The 15,934-nt window shown below is 65.9% G+C and carries 16 protein-coding genes; 3 read left to right on the top strand and 13 right to left on the bottom strand.

What is annotated here, in order from left to right:
- The first annotated feature begins 37 nt into the window (after positions 1 to 37).
- The gene (locus tag RXV90_RS08125; RefSeq protein WP_316648039.1) at positions 38 to 886 is read left to right on the top strand and encodes a formate/nitrite transporter family protein; all 849 of its coding nucleotides are present in this window, start codon (positions 38 to 40) and stop codon (positions 884 to 886) included.
- On the opposite strand, the gene RXV90_RS08130 is transcribed toward RXV90_RS08125, so the two are convergent.
- Genes RXV90_RS08130 through RXV90_RS08145 form a run of 4 tightly spaced genes read right to left on the bottom strand, consistent with a single transcriptional unit; the run spans position 883 to position 4,018 of the window.
- On the bottom strand, positions 883 to 1,806 hold the full coding sequence (locus tag RXV90_RS08130; RefSeq protein WP_316648040.1) for a ribokinase: 924 nt from the start codon (positions 1,804 to 1,806) through the stop codon (positions 883 to 885). The genes RXV90_RS08125 and RXV90_RS08130 overlap by 4 nt on opposite strands.
- Positions 1,807 to 1,824: 18 nt before the next feature.
- On the bottom strand, positions 1,825 to 2,277 hold the full coding sequence (locus tag RXV90_RS08135; RefSeq protein WP_316648041.1) for an RbsD/FucU family protein: 453 nt from the start codon (positions 2,275 to 2,277) through the stop codon (positions 1,825 to 1,827).
- Positions 2,278 to 2,303: 26 nt separating this feature from the next.
- Positions 2,304 to 2,957 (bottom strand): GDSL-type esterase/lipase family protein, encoded by a 654-nt coding sequence (locus RXV90_RS08140; RefSeq protein ID WP_316648042.1) that lies wholly within the window; start codon positions 2,955 to 2,957, stop codon positions 2,304 to 2,306.
- Positions 2,954 to 4,018 (bottom strand): ABC transporter ATP-binding protein, encoded by a 1,065-nt coding sequence (locus RXV90_RS08145; protein WP_316648043.1) that lies wholly within the window; start codon positions 4,016 to 4,018, stop codon positions 2,954 to 2,956. Before RXV90_RS08145 ends, RXV90_RS08140 begins: the two co-directional genes overlap by 4 nt.
- A 219-nt stretch (positions 4,019 to 4,237) precedes the next feature.
- Between RXV90_RS08145 and RXV90_RS08150 the strand changes: the two genes are divergently transcribed.
- Together RXV90_RS08150 and RXV90_RS08155 are read left to right on the top strand one after the other, a co-directional pair.
- Complete coding sequence (locus RXV90_RS08150) at positions 4,238 to 5,896, top strand: ABC transporter substrate-binding protein (RefSeq protein WP_316648044.1); 1,659 nt, start codon at positions 4,238 to 4,240, stop codon at positions 5,894 to 5,896.
- A 46-nt stretch (positions 5,897 to 5,942) separates the two neighbouring features.
- Positions 5,943 to 7,400, top strand: a complete 1,458-nt coding sequence (locus RXV90_RS08155) for a cytochrome P450 (RefSeq protein WP_316648045.1) — start codon at positions 5,943 to 5,945, stop codon at positions 7,398 to 7,400.
- A gap of 13 nt (positions 7,401 to 7,413) precedes the next feature.
- Here the strand turns inward: RXV90_RS08155 and RXV90_RS08160 are convergent, their stop codons facing one another.
- From RXV90_RS08160 to RXV90_RS08200, 9 genes are all read right to left on the bottom strand, one after another.
- Positions 7,414 to 8,436: a GGDEF domain-containing protein gene (locus RXV90_RS08160; RefSeq protein WP_316648046.1), complete on the bottom strand. Its 1,023-nt coding sequence runs from the start codon at positions 8,434 to 8,436 to the stop codon at positions 7,414 to 7,416.
- 117 nt (positions 8,437 to 8,553) lie between these two features.
- Positions 8,554 to 9,246, bottom strand: a complete 693-nt coding sequence (locus RXV90_RS08165) for an RraA family protein (protein WP_316648047.1) — start codon at positions 9,244 to 9,246, stop codon at positions 8,554 to 8,556.
- A gap of 14 nt (positions 9,247 to 9,260) precedes the next feature.
- Positions 9,261 to 10,307, bottom strand: coding sequence for a threonine aldolase family protein (locus RXV90_RS08170; RefSeq protein ID WP_316648048.1), 1,047 nt, complete (start codon positions 10,305 to 10,307; stop codon positions 9,261 to 9,263).
- Positions 10,304 to 10,780: a YcgN family cysteine cluster protein gene (locus RXV90_RS08175; protein WP_316648049.1), complete on the bottom strand. Its 477-nt coding sequence runs from the start codon at positions 10,778 to 10,780 to the stop codon at positions 10,304 to 10,306. The genes RXV90_RS08170 and RXV90_RS08175 overlap by 4 nt, the downstream gene beginning before the upstream one ends.
- Positions 10,770 to 11,705 carry a bifunctional riboflavin kinase/FAD synthetase gene (locus tag RXV90_RS08180; protein ID WP_316648050.1) on the bottom strand — a complete coding sequence of 312 codons (936 nt, stop codon included), beginning with the start codon at positions 11,703 to 11,705 and terminating at the stop codon, positions 10,770 to 10,772. The genes RXV90_RS08175 and RXV90_RS08180 overlap by 11 nt, the downstream gene beginning before the upstream one ends.
- Before the next feature lie 37 nt (positions 11,706 to 11,742).
- The gene (locus RXV90_RS08185) at positions 11,743 to 12,186 is read right to left on the bottom strand and encodes a MaoC family dehydratase (RefSeq protein WP_316648052.1); all 444 of its coding nucleotides are present in this window, start codon (positions 12,184 to 12,186) and stop codon (positions 11,743 to 11,745) included.
- 94 nt (positions 12,187 to 12,280) lie between these two features.
- Positions 12,281 to 13,153: a TIGR01459 family HAD-type hydrolase gene (locus tag RXV90_RS08190; protein WP_316648053.1), complete on the bottom strand. Its 873-nt coding sequence runs from the start codon at positions 13,151 to 13,153 to the stop codon at positions 12,281 to 12,283.
- A gap of 214 nt (positions 13,154 to 13,367) precedes the next feature.
- Entirely contained in the window at positions 13,368 to 14,288 is a 921-nt protein-coding gene (locus RXV90_RS08195; RefSeq protein ID WP_316648054.1) for a manganese-dependent inorganic pyrophosphatase, read from the bottom strand.
- Between the two features lie 73 nt (positions 14,289 to 14,361).
- Entirely contained in the window at positions 14,362 to 15,837 is a 1,476-nt protein-coding gene (locus RXV90_RS08200) for a diguanylate cyclase (RefSeq protein ID WP_316648055.1), read from the bottom strand.
- Positions 15,838 to 15,934 lie beyond the last annotated feature (97 nt).

The raw sequence follows: 15,934 nt of genomic DNA on the forward strand, positions 1-15,934 counted from the left end.
ACCTTGGTCCGAGCAGGGAAACATCTGGAAGAGCACTGTGGTAGCAGAAAAGACGTCACCGAAGCAGCAAGAGGCGCAGGACGCCGAAGAGGAAAAGATCGTCGAAGACGCCACCGGTCTGGCGCCCAAGCTGATCTACGAGGTGATCCGTCGGGAGGGTGAAGAAGAACTGGCCCGCACCAAGCGCTCGCTCTTCTGGTCGGGCATCGCGGCGGGCATCATGATTAGCTTCTCAGTCGTCGGAGAAGCGGTGTTCCGCACCTACCTGCCGGTCGCTCAGTGGAGCTACCTTGTTGAGAATATAGGGTATTCCCTCGGGTTCCTGCTGGTGATCATGGGCCGGATGCAGCTTTTCACCGAGAACACGATCACCACCGTCCTGCCGCTTATGGTGACACCCACACCGCGCATGTACTGGGCCGTCGCGCGGCTGTGGGCGATCGTGCTGGGGGCGAACGTGATCGGCGCTTTCGCGATCGCGACGCTTTACGCCCATACCCCGGTGCTGCCCGGCGATCTGATCCCCGCCATGATGTCGCTGTCGGAACATGCCGTCGGCATGGGGGCGGCGGACAGTTTCTGGCGCGGCATTCCGGCAGGTATCCTGGTGGCCGCGATCGTCTGGATGATTCCACAGGCCCAGACGAGTGCGTTCTTTGTCGTGCTTCTCTTCACCTGGATGATCGCGGCCGGCGACTTCACCCATATCGTCGCGGGATCGGTCGAGATGGCCTTTCTTATGGTGCAGGGCGAACTTGGCCTCGGCCCGGCGCTTTTCGGGTTCTTCCTGCCTGTTCTGGCGGGCAACGTGGTGGGCGGCACCGTCATCTTCACGCTGATGGCCTGGGGTCAGGTGCGCGACGATATCGTGAAGGACGGGAGCTAACGCGTTTCGGCCAGAAGCGCGTCGATCTCGGCCCGTGACGGCATCGAGGGCGCGGTGCCGGGGCGGGTGACGGAAATGCCCGCCGTGGCGCAGCCGAAGCGCACCGCGTCAACCGGATCGGCCCCTTCGGACAGCGCCGTCGCGAAGCCGCCGTTGAAGGCATCGCCTGCGCCGGTGGTTTCCACAACCGGCCCGGCACTGATCACGGGGACATGCACGGTTTGTTCGCCGTCACGGTAGAGCGCGCCGTTTTCTCCAAGGGTGATGATCGCGGCGCCAACGCCCTTCGCGAGAAAGGCATCCGCCGCCCGCTCGGCATCGGCGACGGAACGTACGGCGATGCCGGTGATGCCTTCGGCCTCGGATTCGTTCGGGGTGACGACATCGCAAAGCGCCAGCATCTCATCGGAAATCGGCGCGGCGGGGGCGGGGTTCAGGATCGTGCGCGCGCCGCCGGCGCGGGCGATCTTCAGCGCCTCTTCAGCGGCATCCATCGGCTGTTCAAGCTGGGTGACGAAGACATCCACCGAACCGATCAACTCGGCATTTGCGCGGATATCGTCGGGCGAAATCGTGCGCGCGACGCCGGGGCAGACGATGATCGCGTTGTTGCCCGTGGCCTCCTCGACAAAGATATAGGCAGCCCCCGTGTAGCTGTCGTCATGCTGGGTGATCGCGGGTTTGACGCCCGCCTTCCGCCAAGTGGCCAGCGCCATTTCGGCGAAGGGATCGCGCCCCAGCTTGGTGATGAAATGCACATCGCCCCCGGCCATCGCAGCGGCCACCGACTGGTTGGAGCCTTTGCCGCCCGGCCCCAGAGCAAAGCTGTTGCCCAGGATCGTCTCGCCCATCTTCGGCGGGCGTTCGGCGCGATAGGCCGTGTCGGCAACAAAGACACCGAGAATGGCGATATGTCCCATGGGGCGGCTCCTTCGAAATCAGGCGTCGGGCGGGATCACGCCCTTGCGGAACAGGAAACAGCCGTAGAACCGGCGTTCTCCGGTCTGGATCACGGCATAGGCCTCGCGCGCGCGATCGTAGAAATCGAACCGTTCGACCGAAACCATGGGGCGAGGCTGGCCCTCGGCGGCGTCGATTTCGGCCTGCACCTCGGCCTGGACGGCGGGGATCTCGTCGGGGTTGTCGACGATTTCCATCCGCGCCGCGAAATCATCGACGAAGGTATCCAGCGGGAAGACCGAGAGGATGGCATTCGCCGCCTCGGCGCTGGTGAGGTTGTCCATCCTCAGAAGCTCGCCGTAAACGGTGTGCCGGGCGACCTGATCGGAAGGAAAATTCGTGTCGGCCAGCACCAGGACGTCGCCATGGCCCATGGCGCGCAGCGCGTGCAGCACCTCGGCATTGAGGCGCGGGTCTATCCCTTTCAGCATTGGTCGTCTCCTGTCGTCGTCTGCGGTCAGCCCGGCGCGGGCAGGCGATCTGCCACAAGCGGGATCAGGTGATCGGCAAGCGCCCGGTGCGCCTCGGGGGTAAGGTGCAGCCCGTCCACGGGCGAGGCGGGCGCGATGGGCCCGGCGTCGAGGAAGGCCGCGCCATGGGCGGCGGCGGTTTCAGCGACGCGTAGCGCCAGGCCGCGGGATTTCGCGGCCGCGCCTTCGAAGAGTTCGGCCAGCAGCCCGGTTTCGTCGATGAGCGGCGGCGAGACCAGTATGATCTCAGGCGCCGCGCCGCCGGGGCCCACGCCGGCGGCGGCGATGGTCGTGAGAATCCGGTCAAGCGAGCGCCCGATATCGTGCGGCGTCACGGAGAACCGCGCCTTCATGTCGTTCGACCCCAGCATGACGATCACAAGGTCGATCGGCCGGTGTGATTCGAGAAGCGAGGGCAGAACAGCAAGCCCGTTCTTGTGCGCCCCTTCGATCGGGTCGTCATGCAGCGTGGTGCGCCCGGGGTGCCCTTCGGCAATCACCGTGAGGTGGGGCAGGCCGGCGGCCAGGATGTTCGGCCAGCGCTCTTCCGGCGGGTAGCGGCCGCGCGTGGCCCAGTCGGTGAGCGGCATGGTGCCGTGGGTGTTCGAATCCCCGAAGCAGAGGACGACGGGCGCACTCATCCCATCCGTGCCCCGCTCTCGCGGTCGAAAAGAAGGATGGCGTCGGGCGCGGCGGTAAGATGCACCGTCTCGCCCGCCGCGAAGCTGCGGCGTTCGCGGAAAACCGCCGTAATGTCGGCCTCGCCGCGCGAAAAGACCACGTGGGTCTCGGCACCCGTGGGTTCGACGACGTTGACGGTCGCGGCGATGCCATTGTCGGACAGCGCGAGGTTCTCGGGCCGGATCCCGAGCGTGACGGGCTGGCCGTCTGTCACGCCCTCCGCACCGGTGACGGGCAGCCGCGTGCCGCCCAGATCCGCGGCCCAGCCGCCATTCTCGGCCCGCAGCGTGGCCTCGAGCATGTTCATCGACGGCGAGCCGATGAAGCTCGCCACGAAGGTATTCGCAGGCCGGTCGTAAAGATCGAGCGGCGAGCCGATCTGTTCGATATGGCCCGCCTGCATGACGACGATCTTGTCGGCCATGGTCATCGCTTCGATCTGATCATGCGTGACATAGACCGTGGTGGTGCCGAGACGCTGGTGCAGTTCGCGGATCTCGGTACGCATCTGGACGCGAAGCTTCGCGTCAAGGTTCGACAGGGGCTCGTCGAACAGAAACACCTGCGGGTCCCGCACGATCGCGCGACCCATCGCAACGCGCTGGCGCTGGCCGCCCGACAGCGCGCGGGGGTAGCGGTCGAGGTAAGGCGTAAGGCCGAGGATCTCGGCGGCGTTCTTCACACGCTTCGCGATTTCCGCCTTGTCCATCCGCCGCATCCGAAGCGCGAAGGCCATGTTCGAGGCCACTGTCTTGTGCGGGTAGAGCGCGTAGTTCTGAAACACCATCGCGATGTCTCGTTCCGACGGCGGTAGGTGGTTCACCACCCGCGGCCCGATCGAGATCTGGCCGCCCGTGATCTCTTCCAGCCCCGCGATCATCCGAAGAAGCGTGGATTTCCCGCAGCCGGACGGGCCCACCAGCACGGTGAATTCGCCATCGGCGATATCGAGGTTCACGCCATGGATCACCTGCGTCTGACCATAGGCTTTGACCAGATCGCGGATCGTCACTTCGGCCATGGGTGCCCCGTCTCCTCCCCCGTGTCGTCCAAGTGGTAGCGAAGGGGGGCGGGGCTGTCTACGGGTTGCCGACATTCTAGCATGTCAGTGCTTGACAGGCTGCGCATCCCCCGGCGACACTTTCCCCAAGGTCAGCCCATTCCGCTGCCCAGACCCGCCGCAAGACGCGGGCGGGGGCGGATCAGGCTGGTTCACGCGTTTTACGGGAGGAGCTTTCACATGAAGCGTCACATCTACGACTACATGCAGCGCACCGGCAAGCTGAAGCGCCGCGATGTTCTGAAGGGCATCGGGGCCACCGGCACCCTTGCTGCGTTCTCGGGCGTCGCCACGGGCACAAGCGTGCGCCCGGCCTGGGCGGGCGGCCATGCCTCGCTCAGGGCCGAGATCCTGAAGATCCCCGGCGTGGGCATGGGCTCGCCCACCGATGCCGACTGGCAGAAGGTCGGCGAGATGTGCCTCGGGCCCATCAAGGAAGTCGTGGCCGAGGGCGAGTTCGCGGGCGTCGAGTTGACGTTCATGGGGCTCAACAACCAGAACCTCCACAACTTCCTGTTCCGGGGCTTCCTGAAGCCTTGGGAAGCCTATACCGGCGCGAAGATCAACTGGATCGACCTGGCGCAGGCCGATTACAACGCGCGCCTCCAGCAATCGATCGCCACGGGCACCGTCGATTTCGACATCATCGAAATGGGCGCGCCGTTCGAGGGCGACGTTCTGGGCCGCGGCATGGCGTCCGAAATGCCCGACTGGGTGAAGGACGTGATCGATATGGACGATTACGTGGGCTATCTGCAGGCGCCCGTGGGCACCTGGGATGGCAAGACCTATCGCGTCTCGATCGACGGCGACTGCCACACCTTCGCCTACCGTACGGATTACTTCGGCGACGGCTCGCTGACCGGGCGCCCCGTGCCGACGACATGGCAGGAAATCAACGCGGTCTCGAAGGAACTCGTGGGCAAGACCGATCCGCTGACCGGGCTTGATGCGCACGGTTATCTCGACCCGCTGAAGGGTTGGGGCGGCTTTGGTTTCTACTTCCTCGAAAACCGGGCGGCGGCCTATGCCAAGCATCCCGACAGCCCCGCCTGGCTCTTCGATCCCGACACCATGGCACCCATGGTCAACAACCCCGCCTGGGTGCAGGCGATCCAGGACGTGATGGATCTGATCGAGGCGGGCGTTTACCCTGCCGACCAGATCAACGCCGACCCGGGCACCACCGCGTTCCAGCAGTTCCTGGCCGGCACCGGCTCGATGCTGATGTGGTGGGGCGATGTGGGCTCGTCGGCCCGCACCTCCGACACCTCGGTGGTGGGCGATGTCGTTGGCTTCGGGATCAACCCGGCCTCCGAACGGCGCTACAACGCTGCGGCGGGCGCTTGGGAAGAAACCCGGAACGAAGCGCCGAACATGGCCTATATCGGCTGGGGCGTCTACGTCATGGCGACGGTCGACGGTGACGACAAGAAGAAGAAAGCGGCCTGGTCGGCGGCGGCCCATCTGGGCGGGCGCGACCTGTCGCTCTGGGCCTCGGCCTATCCGTCAGGCTTCCAGCCCTACCGGAACTCGCACTTCCAGTACGACGAATGGGAAGAGGCCGGCTATGACCGCGCGTTCATCGAGGATTACCTCGGCTCGAACGCCGACAGCTACAACCACCCGAACGCGGCGATCGAGCCCCGTATCCCGGGCATCTTCCAGTATTACTCGGTGGCTGAGGACGAACTCGCCAAGGGCTTTGCCGGGCAGTACGGGTCGGCCCAGGAAACCGCGGATGCGATCGCGGCTGCCTGGGAAAACATCACCGACCAGATCGGGCGGGATAGCCAGATCGCGCTGTACCGCGCGTCGCTGGGACTCGACCAGGGCTGATACGAATACCCGTGGCGCGTCTTTCGCGGCGCGCCACGGGACCTGAATGGTAGTAACGATTGCATCCCTCGCCGTTCTCGCGGCGGTGCCGTGGCCGGTTTACAGCCTTCTGGCCCTTCGGCAGGTGCGCGACTGGCGGCCGGCCGAGGCCCGCAAAGCGGCGCTGGGCCTGCTGGGCTACGCCGCCGGGGTAGCGGGGGCCTGGGCGCTTCTCCCTCAAAGCCTTCCTTATCTCGCCGGGGCCGGGGCGCTCTGGCTTCTGGGCGAACGCATCCGCGCGCACAACCGCTGGGGCGCCTGGTCCGGGCTGCCGCCCGGAAGCCTGTCGCTGGCCCCGCACGGGCCCTGGACGGATGAGGCATATTTCCGGAAGGGCCGCGAACGCTATGGCCCGGTTTTCAAGTTCACCCGCTATTTCAAGCCCTGCATCTGCGTGATCGGGCATGAGCGCGCGGCAGAGATCCTGGGAAAGAAGCGTGACGCGCTCGGTCTGCCGCCGCTGGCGATGAGTCACCGGATTCCGAAAGGCTATATCCGTTTCATGGCGCCCGAGGATCGCGAGGCGCTACGCGTCATTCTGCGCGAAGGGCTTGATTGCGCACTGAACGAGGCGCGGATGGCGCGGCTTCGGGCCGAGATTGACCGGCGGATGGAGGCCGCCGTGGGAGCGGGGGCGTTCGAGCCGCGCGGGTTCTGCCACGATCTGACGACCGACCTGATGCTTGACGTGATCTATGGCGTCATGCCCGGCGATCCGGCGGCGCCGGCGTTTCGCGCCGCGATCGCAACGCTGCGGCGCGGGGAGGCGGAGCGGGCGGGCGAGCCCGAGATCGAGGCCGCGCTCGTGCGGCTCGGCGCCTTGGCGCGGGAGCGGGCGGATCGCGGGGACGGCGTGTTGCAGGCGGCCGTCGGGGCCGATCCCGGGCGGGCAGAGGACGAGACGCTGTTGAGGAATCTCGCCTATATCACGCTTCTTGGGTCGACCGATGTGGGCGATTTCATCGTCTGGGCGCTGAAGATCCTGTCGGAGGCGCCGGAGTGGCTTGCCGATTTGCGCGCGGCCCCCGACGCGCGGCTAGCTGACATGTGCGGGGCGACAGTGAAGGAAATCCTGCGTCTCGAGCAAAGCGAGTTCGTGATCCGCCGCGCGACGGAGGATCTGACGATTGACGGGTTTCGCGTGCCGAAAGGCTGGATGATCGTCATTTCGACGCGGGAAAACCACCGCGATCCCGAGGTGTACGATGCGCCGCACGCGTTTCGCCCGGCGCGGTTTCTGGGTGGCGGGCGGCCGGTGGTGGGCTATCGCCCGCTCGGGGCCTTTGATCGCACCTGCCTTGGCGCGCCCATCGTCGATCTGGTGGGCACACAGGTCGTGCGGGCACTGGCGCGCGGGATCGACCTGAAGGTAACCGGGGGCGACCCGCGCCGTTACGCGGCGCAGCACTGGCGCCCGAACCCCGCCTTCCGGGTGGCCTTCGCCTGTCGGCCGAAGGTGGCCTGAGGGCGCGCGGGCCTCAGGCGGCGAGGCCCACGCAGTTCCGCCCCTGGTTCTTCGCGTGGTAAAGCGAGCCATCGGCCTTCATCATCATCCCGCGGTAGTCGTCATGGCTCTCGTCGGTGGCCGCCACGCCGATGCTGATCGTCACCGGGATTTCGGCTTCACCCACGGCAAGCGGTTCGGCGCCCACCGCCGCGCGCACCCGTTCGGCGATCTGCACCGCGATCTCAGAGGTCGCGTTGCGAAGGATCAGGCAGAACTCCTCCCCGCCCATGCGGATCAGTTCGTCGGCGCCGCGCGTGTTGCGCTGCAGGATCGCGGCCGTCTGGCGCAGCACCTCGTCACCGATATCGTGGCCGTATTCGTCGTTCACCGCCTTGAAATGATCAAGGTCGATCAGCGCGATGGCGAACCGTTGACCCCGGCTTTGCCACTGTTCCCAAAGGGTGACGATGGTCTGCTGGAAGTAGCGGCGGTTGAAGGTGCGGGTCAGGGGATCGGTGAGGGCGAGTTCGGCAAGTTGCTGAAGCTGTTCGTGGAGGAGAAGGTAGGAGCCGAGGCAGCGCGCAAGCGCCTGGAGAAGCAGGAAACCCTCTTCCGTGATCCGGCCCGCCTCTTCATAGGCGACGCCCAGCGCGCCGAAGCACCGCTCCCCGATCACGATCGGGGCGACCATGCAGCAGGTGAGCCCGGCGGCGGCCAGTTTCTCAAGCTCCCTGTAGGTCGGCACGCCCGAGAAATCGCGCCGGATCTCAGCCTCGCGGGTGCGGTAAGCCTTGCCGATCATCGTGCCGTCGAACGGTACCAATGCACCGGTGCTGATCGCCTGTTTGCCTTCGATCGCGATCAGGCGCAGGCCGCCTTCTTCGGCGATGGCGACGGTGGAGCGGTCGGTCGCCATCATCCTGCTGGACCAGCGCGCATAGGTGGCGAACACCTCGTCGCGGTCGGTCGTGCGCGACAACTCGTCGAGAAACCCGACCGGCACACCAAGATGTGCGACGGCTTCGTCTTCCGCGACAGGCGGCGCTGGCTGCATCGGATGCACCCTTTCATTCGTACATAAAAAGCCCCGAGCCTAAGGCACGATTCATCTGGTTCTTTATCCGGAACTCATGAAGCAGGCGTTACCTCCCGGCTGGGTAGACGCGCGCGATCAGTCCACCCAGGCGACGCTCTCGGAGGCCAGAAGCGCTTCGATATCGGGAGTGACGATCAATCCGTTCGCCACACGCGCGTCGCGTTCCCCTTCGAGGTGCCGGATCGTGTCGAGCTTCCCGATAACCCTATCGATCAGGTCGAAGGGCACGGTCACAACCCCGTCGCGGTCAGCAATCACCATGTCGCCCGTTTCCACCTGACGCCCGCCCATCTGCACCGGCAGGCCGATTTCGCCGGGCCCGGTGTTCATCGGCGAATTGGGGGTCAACCCAGCGGCCCAGACCGGAAGCCCCACAGTGACGATACCGTCGAGGTCGCGGGCCGGTCCATCGGTAACAGCCCCCGCCGCGCCCGCGTTTCTGAGCGCGCCCAGCACCCGGTCGCCAAGCGCTGCGCATCCCTGATGGCCCGCGACACCGATCAGCACCATGTCGCCCGGGCGGGTGAATGCGGGGGCGGCGAGCGTTGCAAGGCAATCGCCCGGGCCCGCGTTGACGGTCAGCGCGGGGCCATGGGCGGCTTGCGGCAACTCCGTACTCAAGGGGGCGATCGCGGCGGCCAGCGCGCCCTGGCCCGCCATGGCATCGACGATGAAGCTGGTGGGCGTGTCGGCGAAGGCCGCGATCTGTGCGTCGGTCGGGCGACGCACGGGTCTGCGGATGGCAAGGACGGGGCAGGCTTCGATCATGGGTCGGGTCTCCTTCAGGCAATGTGGGCGAGGAACGCCTCGATCTCGGCTTCCGTCGTTGCCCAGTTCGTTACGAGCCGGGCGGGGATCATGTCGTCCTCCGCCCCGCCTTCGAGCGCGTCGAGCGTCATGAAATACTCTGCCCCTGCCGTCACCGCGCGGCGGTGGGCGGCCCGTGGCAGGGCGACATATATCATGTTGGCCTCCGCCGGGTGGAGGAGATCGGCATGGGGCAGGGCGGCGAGGCCCTTCGCCAGCCGCTGGCCCGCATCGTTCGCCGCGCGCGCCATGCGAAGCCACAGATCGTCTTCCAGATAGGCCGCGAACTGCGCCGAAAGATAGCGGTGTTTCGAGAAAAGCTGTGCTCCGCGCTTGCGGCGGAAGGTGGCCTCGTCGCGTTTGGCGGGATCGAAGAACACTACCGCCTCGGCGCCCATAAGCCCGTTCTTCGTGCCGCCGAAGACAAGCACGTCGATGCCGGCCTTCCAGCTCATCTCGGCGGGTGTCGCGCCAAGGGCGACGAGCGCATTCGTAAACCGCGCGCCGTCCATGTGAACGGGGCAGCCATGGGCCTTTGCAACGTGGGTGAGCCCCGCCAGCGTATCGAGCCCATAGACAGTGCCGCGCTCGGTGACCTGGGTGATCGACACCGCGCCTGGCTGCACGAAGTGAAGCCCGCGGGGCAGGCCCTCGCGGATCGTGGCATCCAGCCCCTCGGGCGTCATGCGCGCATCCGTCTCGGGCACGAGCACGAGTTTCGCCCCGCCGGTGAAGAATTCCGGCGCGCCGCACTCGTCGGCCTGGATATGCGAGACGGCGGAGGTGTAGATCGCCTGCCAGGGCTCGACGAGGCAGGCCAGCGCCAGGCTGTTGGCAGCGGTGCCCGTGGCGACGAGGAAGACCTCGGCCTCGGGCGCCCCGAATGTCTCGCGGATCCGGTCGCGGACCGGCCCCATCAGCGCATCCTCGCCATAGGGCGTGGCATAGCCTTCGTTTGCGCGCAAGAGCGCCGCCATCACGTCGGGATGGGCGGGGCCGGTGTTGTCGGATGCGAAATTCACGGGCGGGCGTCCTCGATCAGATGGTCTTCCCATTCGTCCTCGGGTACCTCGAATTCGGGCACCGTCCAGCCCCTGACAGAGATGCCCGCGCTATGCACCGTCTCCGACGAGCCGGAAAGAAGCGGGTGCCAGTCGTAAAGCGGCTTGCCCTCGTGAAGAAGGCGGTAGGCGCAGGTCGACGGCATGAAATAGGCGACGTCCGGCAGGGATTTCGGCGTCAGCACCACGCATTCGGGCACCAGCGTCTTGCGGATGTCGTATTGCCCGCAGCGGCAGGTCTCGCCATCGAGCAGGCGGCAGGCGACACGGGTGAAGGCGACCTCGCCGGTGTCTTCGTCTTCAAGCTTGTTCAGGCAGCAGCGCCCGCAGCCGTCGCAAAGCGCCTCCCACTCCCGCGGGGTGAGGTTCCTGAGCGGGACCCGTTCCCAGAACCGGTCGCGCAGCCCCTCGCGGTCGATCGGATCAGCGCCCAAGGATCTCGCGCGCCTTCGCGCTGTCACGGTCCATCTGGGTGATGAGGGCCTCGAGGCTGTCGAATTTCTCTTCCGGGCGCAGGTAGGCCACAAGCGCGACCGACAGATGCGCTCCGTAAAGATCGCCCGCGAAATCGAACAGGAAGGTTTCGAGATTGGGAAGGTTTTCCCCGAACATGGGCCGGACGCCCAGCGAAGCGACGCCCGTATAGTCGCCCGCATTCGCCCCGTCGAGAACGCGTACGCGCACCGCGTAAACCCCGAATTTCGGCGGGTGCAGCCCGTCGATCGACATGTTCGCGGTGGGATAGCCCAGATCGCGCCCGCGCTGTTCGCCGCGGATCACCTCGCCCTCGATCCGGTGAAGGTGGCCGAGCATGCGCGCGGCGTCCTCGGGCCTCCCCTCCGACAGCGCCTCGCGGATGCGGGTGGAGGACACTTCGATGCCTCCTGTTTCCAGAAGTGGCGTGACGGTGACGCCAAAGCCCATCTTGCGCCCGAAACGTTCAAGATCGGCGGCGGTGCCCGCGCGGCCCTTGCCGAAACAGAAATCCTCGCCCACGACCACGTGTTTGAGGCCAAGGCCCTCTGCCAGAATCTCGCGTGCGAAAGCCTCCGGCGTGAGTTGCGACAAGGGCGCATTGAACGACAGTTCGTAAAGCCGCTCGACCCCTAGCGCTTCCAGCCGGTGGGCCTTCGCCTCGGCGCTCATCAGCCGGAAGGGCGGCGCGTCGGGGGCGAAGTATTCGCGGGGGTGCGGCTCGAACGTGACGACGCCGGTGGGGATGCCCAGTCGCTTCGCGGCCTCGGCGGCAAGCCCGATCACCGCCTGGTGGCCGAGATGCACCCCGTCGAAATTGCCGATCGCCGCGGCGGCGCCGCGATCCTCGGGGTCAGCATAGCGTGGGTCCCTGACAATCCGCATGGACGCACGCTTATCGGCGCGCCCGGGGGCGTGCAAGTCAGTCGAACTTGGCGGAGGGGGCAAGCACCGTGGCCTCGCCCGTCAGCACCGGTTTCCCGTCGACCTCGCAGCGCGTTTCAAGCTGCACGCGGCGCTTGCCGTAATCGATCGACAGTACGGTGACGACCGCGCGCACCCGGTCGCCGGGGCGGACGGGGGCCAGGAACTTGAGCGACTGGCCGAGATAGACGGTGCCGTGGCCCGGAAGCTGTTCGCCGATTACCGCCGAGATCAGCCCGGCGGTCAGCATCCCGTGGGCGATGCGCCCGCCGAAGATCGTATCCATCGCATAGGCGTCGTCGAGGTGCACCGGGTTCCGGTCGGTCGAGACTTCGGCAAAAAGCTCGATATCGTGATCGGTCACCAGTTTCGTCAGCTCGCGGGTCATGCCCACTTCGAGATCTTCGATGACGATGGTTCCGCGGGGCATGTTGTCCAGCATGGGCGGCCTCTCACAAAGTAACTTTTGAACCCGACGTGATCGGATTTTGAAACTTAATTACTTTGCGATCGCAGGAAGTCCAGCGAAAAGAGGATCAGCGAAGCTGACCTATCGCATAGGTGGGCTGGGTCTGCGCCTCTGCCACGAAGGCATCGAGCGCCGCCTGGTCGGGATCGGTCGCGGTTTTCGTCTCTGCTGCCGCGAGGCCGCCGGTGACGAAGAGCGAATCGATATCCTCGCCCAGCGCGCCCTTGATATCGGTGTGAATCCCGTCGCCCACGGCGAGGATACGGGCATCTGCCACCGATTGACCGAGTTCGGCCAGCCGGCGGCGTGCGAGATCGTAAACCGGCGGGTAGGGCTTGCCGAAGTAAAGGCTTTCGCCCCCCATTTCGCTGTAAAGCGCGGCCAGCGCGCCTGCGCACCATTCCCGCGTGTCGCCCCGGTCGACCACGATATCTGGGTTGGCGCAAAGAAGCTTCAGCCCCTTCTGCTTGGCGTAAAGGAAATCGGGCCGGTTCACCGCCGGGTCGGCCAGCGCATCGAATGGGCCGGTGCAGACGATGCCCTCGGCCTCGGGAAGGGGCACGCGCTCGATCGTCGGGCAATCCTCGATCAGGTGGATCGGTTCGAAGAAGGTGAGATCGCGCTGTTCGCCGATATGGTAGACGCGGGTGCCCACGACGCATTTGAACATCGCAAGCCGTGCGCTGTCGCCCGACGTGGCTATGGTATCCCAGGCGTCGTCGGGCACGCCGAGTTTCGCCACCTGCCGCGCGACATCCGCGCGCGGACGCGGCGCATTGGTCAGAAGCACGACCTTGCCGCCCCTTGCGCGAAACGCCTGAAGTGCCGCGACGGCCTCGGGATGGGCGCGGACGCCGTTATGCAGGCACCCCCAGAGATCGCAGAAGAGCGCATCATAGCGGTCTGAAACCTCGGCAAGGCTCGTCAGGATCGGGGTCATGGAGTGTCCTTTCTGGCGTCTCTCCAGCCCCCTATGGCGCATTTGCGGCGGCGCTTCCAGCCGATCCCCGGTGACCCCATGGGACGGCGGCGTTTCTTCTGCGGTACCGCGACATATCGCCTGCGCTGATCCTCAACTTGCGGGGCAGCACGCTTCTCGGCGGAAGAGCGGGCCTCTTCCGCCGCGTTCCCCGGATCGGAATCCGGGAAGCGGTTCAGACCGTGAGGTTCGGAATGATCTGCTTTTTACGGCTGACGATGCCGGGCAGCACCACGGTATCGCCCGTGACCGTGGCGCCGAAGCTTTTTTCGGCCACCGCTTTCACGGTGTCATTTGGCACCAGCAGCGTGGCTTCCTCGTTCAGGATGTCGACGACGAAGAGAAGCACCTGGTTCGCCCCGTCCTCTTCCGCCACCGGCCCCATCGCGGCCATCAGCGCCTCCTTCCGGTCGAGCACCGTGCCGGGCGAGGTGGTTTCAAGCACGGAAACCCGGAATTCGAGCCCGCCAACCTCGTATTCCTTCGAATCCATCCGCAGAAGCTCGGCTTCCGAGAAGGCCGAGACGTCGGATTTCGCCGCGAACATCTCTGCCGCGTATTCAGGGATCGACACGCCCAGATCGGCCGCCAGCGCCTCGGCCACCGCGCGGTCATGTGGCGTCGTGGTGGGGGAGCGGAATTCCAGCGTGTCGGAGAGGATGCAGGTCAGCATCGCGCCCTTCAGGGGTTCGGGCATGCGGTCCATGTCGTCGCCGATCAGATCGTGCAGGATCGTCGCGGTGCAGGCAAGCGGCCGCACCGTGATGTCGATCGGGCCCTTGGTTTCAAGGCCGCCCACCAGCTTGTGGTGATCGATGATCCCCTGGATGTCGGCCTCGTTGATCGCATCGGGCAGTTCGGCGGGGTTGTTCGTGTCGACGATCACCACCGGCTGGCCGGGGGAAACGCTGTCGATGATCGCCGGCCGGGCGATCGCCCAGCGGTCCAGCATGAAAGCGGCCTCGGTGTTGGGCGTGCCCAGAAGGCGGGCCTCCGCCGGGGTGCCTTTGATCTCGCTGAGATACCAGGCCCAGATCAGCGGGCTGCCGGTGGAATCGGTGTCGGGCGATTTGTGGCCGAAAACAAGCGTCGTCATGGGTGAACGGTCCCTCGGGTCATCACTGTCGCGCGCCTTCTACCCCCGCTTTCGGGTGAAGTTAAGGGGCGCGTCAGGAGGCCGCGGCGGGCGCCTTGCGCTTCGTTGCCTCGCTTGCCACCGCCTGGGCCGAGATCACCCTGTCGCGGCCGCCGTTCTTGGCCTCGTACAGCGCGGCATCGGCCGCGCGCAGAATGCTCTGCGCCGAGGCCCCCACCGCATAGCTCGCCACACCGGCGGAGATCGTGACCGGCGGCAGGCTTTCGCCCTCGTAGGACAGTTTCAGAACACCGAGGGCGGCTCGGATATCCTCGGCCAGCCCCATCGCCTCGTCATGGGCAAGCCCGGGTGCGAGGATCACGAACTCCTCCCCGCCCGCGCGGCAGACTGCGCCCCGGTCGCGCGCCACATCGGTCAGAACCTCGGCGATCTCGCGCAGCACGAAGTCGCCCGCGTCATAGCCGAAGCGGTCGTTGAACTGCTTGAACTCGTCGATGTCGCAGGCGACGATCGCCAGTTCCATCTCGCCCGACCGCGCCTGTGCGATCATGCGCCCCGTGGTTTCCACCAGCCAGCGGCGGTTCCACACCTTCGTCAGCGGGTCGCGCACCGACTGGTCGAGAGGCATCTGGCGCAGCCTGACATTGGCGATCGCAAGGCTCATCTGTTCGGCGCAAAGCAGGCACAGAAGCCAGCGCTTCTGGATGAAGGTTTCAAGCTTCATCCGGTTCAGCCCGCTCAGGTGAAACGCGGTGAAGCGCACGTGAAGCATCCCGATCGTCTCGCCGTCGGCGACGATCGGCAGGCAGAAGAACGGGTGCTTTTCATCCTCCACATGGGCGCAGGCGAATTCGATCGCCCGGGTGCCGAAGGAATAGGCGCGCCCGCGCCGCAGCGCCCAGCATTCGTCGGGCTGGATCGCGTCGATCGACCGCCGGTCGCCCCAGGCCGAGGCCACCTCCAGCGTGTCACGGTCGTCGGTATAGATGTAAAGGCTGCCTTCGGCCTCGGGCAGAAGCGTGGCCATCGCCTTCCGCGCGACCTTAAGCAGTTCGTCCATCGACTTGGCGGAATACAGCCATTCATTGATCTGGCTCAGAAGCGAACGTTCCCGCTCGCGCTGGCGCTCTAGCTCCATCACTTCCGAATTCTTGGTCTCGAGCGCGCGGCGCTCGGTCACGTCGCGTTCGATCGCCAGGAAATGAGTGTGCTGCCCGGCCTCGTCGAAGATCGGCGTGATGTGCATCTCGATCCAGTAGGGTTCGCCGTGCTTGGTATAGTTCAGGATCTCGGTGCTGAGCGACTGGCGCCGCTTCAGGGCCTCGGATAGGGCGGCGATCGCTGCGGGATCGGTGTCGGGCCCCTGAAGTATCTCGCCCGGCCGCCGCCCGCGCATATCCTCGATCGAAAAGCCGCTCATCCGCGAAAAGGCACCGTTCACCCACACCGTCTTGCCGGCGCCGTCGGTCACGATCACGCTGTCGGTCCCATGGCGGGCGATCAGGCTTTCATAGAAACCGGAAGGGGTTTTCTCCTGCCCTTTTGGCATCGTATTCCAAGCATCCCCACGTCGTCCTGCGCCGATGCCATAGGCAGAAAAGGTAAACAGACTGCTTAAGATCCCGCCTCTCTGGCCAGCGGCGAAG

The sequence above is a fragment of the Ovoidimarina sediminis genome (assembly GCF_032586175.1).
Lineage (GTDB): Bacteria > Pseudomonadota > Alphaproteobacteria > Rhodobacterales > Rhodobacteraceae > Ovoidimarina > Ovoidimarina sediminis.

Bases quoted from the DNA above. Each gene is read 5' to 3' on its own strand.
- RXV90_RS08155 (WP_316648045.1), top strand. From the start codon at position 5,943: ATGGTAGTAACGATTGCATCCCTCGCCGTTCTCGCGGCGGTGCCGTGG.
- RXV90_RS08165 (WP_316648047.1), bottom strand. From the start codon at position 9,246: ATGATCGAAGCCTGCCCCGTCCTTGCCATCCGCAGACCCGTGCGTCGC.
- RXV90_RS08150 (WP_316648044.1), top strand. From the start codon at position 4,238: ATGAAGCGTCACATCTACGACTACATGCAGCGCACCGGCAAGCTGAAG.
- RXV90_RS08195 (WP_316648054.1), bottom strand. From the start codon at position 14,288: ATGACGACGCTTGTTTTCGGCCACAAATCGCCCGACACCGATTCCACC.
- RXV90_RS08185 (WP_316648052.1), bottom strand. From the start codon at position 12,186: ATGCTGGACAACATGCCCCGCGGAACCATCGTCATCGAAGATCTCGAA.
- RXV90_RS08140 (WP_316648042.1), bottom strand. From the start codon at position 2,957: ATGAGTGCGCCCGTCGTCCTCTGCTTCGGGGATTCGAACACCCACGGC.
- RXV90_RS08135 (WP_316648041.1), bottom strand. From the start codon at position 2,277: ATGCTGAAAGGGATAGACCCGCGCCTCAATGCCGAGGTGCTGCACGCG.
- RXV90_RS08145 (WP_316648043.1), bottom strand. From the start codon at position 4,018: ATGGCCGAAGTGACGATCCGCGATCTGGTCAAAGCCTATGGTCAGACG.
- RXV90_RS08200 (WP_316648055.1), bottom strand. From the start codon at position 15,837: ATGCCAAAAGGGCAGGAGAAAACCCCTTCCGGTTTCTATGAAAGCCTG.
- RXV90_RS08180 (WP_316648050.1), bottom strand. From the start codon at position 11,705: ATGCGGATTGTCAGGGACCCACGCTATGCTGACCCCGAGGATCGCGGC.
- RXV90_RS08190 (WP_316648053.1), bottom strand. From the start codon at position 13,153: ATGACCCCGATCCTGACGAGCCTTGCCGAGGTTTCAGACCGCTATGAT.
- RXV90_RS08160 (WP_316648046.1), bottom strand. From the start codon at position 8,436: ATGCAGCCAGCGCCGCCTGTCGCGGAAGACGAAGCCGTCGCACATCTT.
- RXV90_RS08130 (WP_316648040.1), bottom strand. From the start codon at position 1,806: ATGGGACATATCGCCATTCTCGGTGTCTTTGTTGCCGACACGGCCTAT.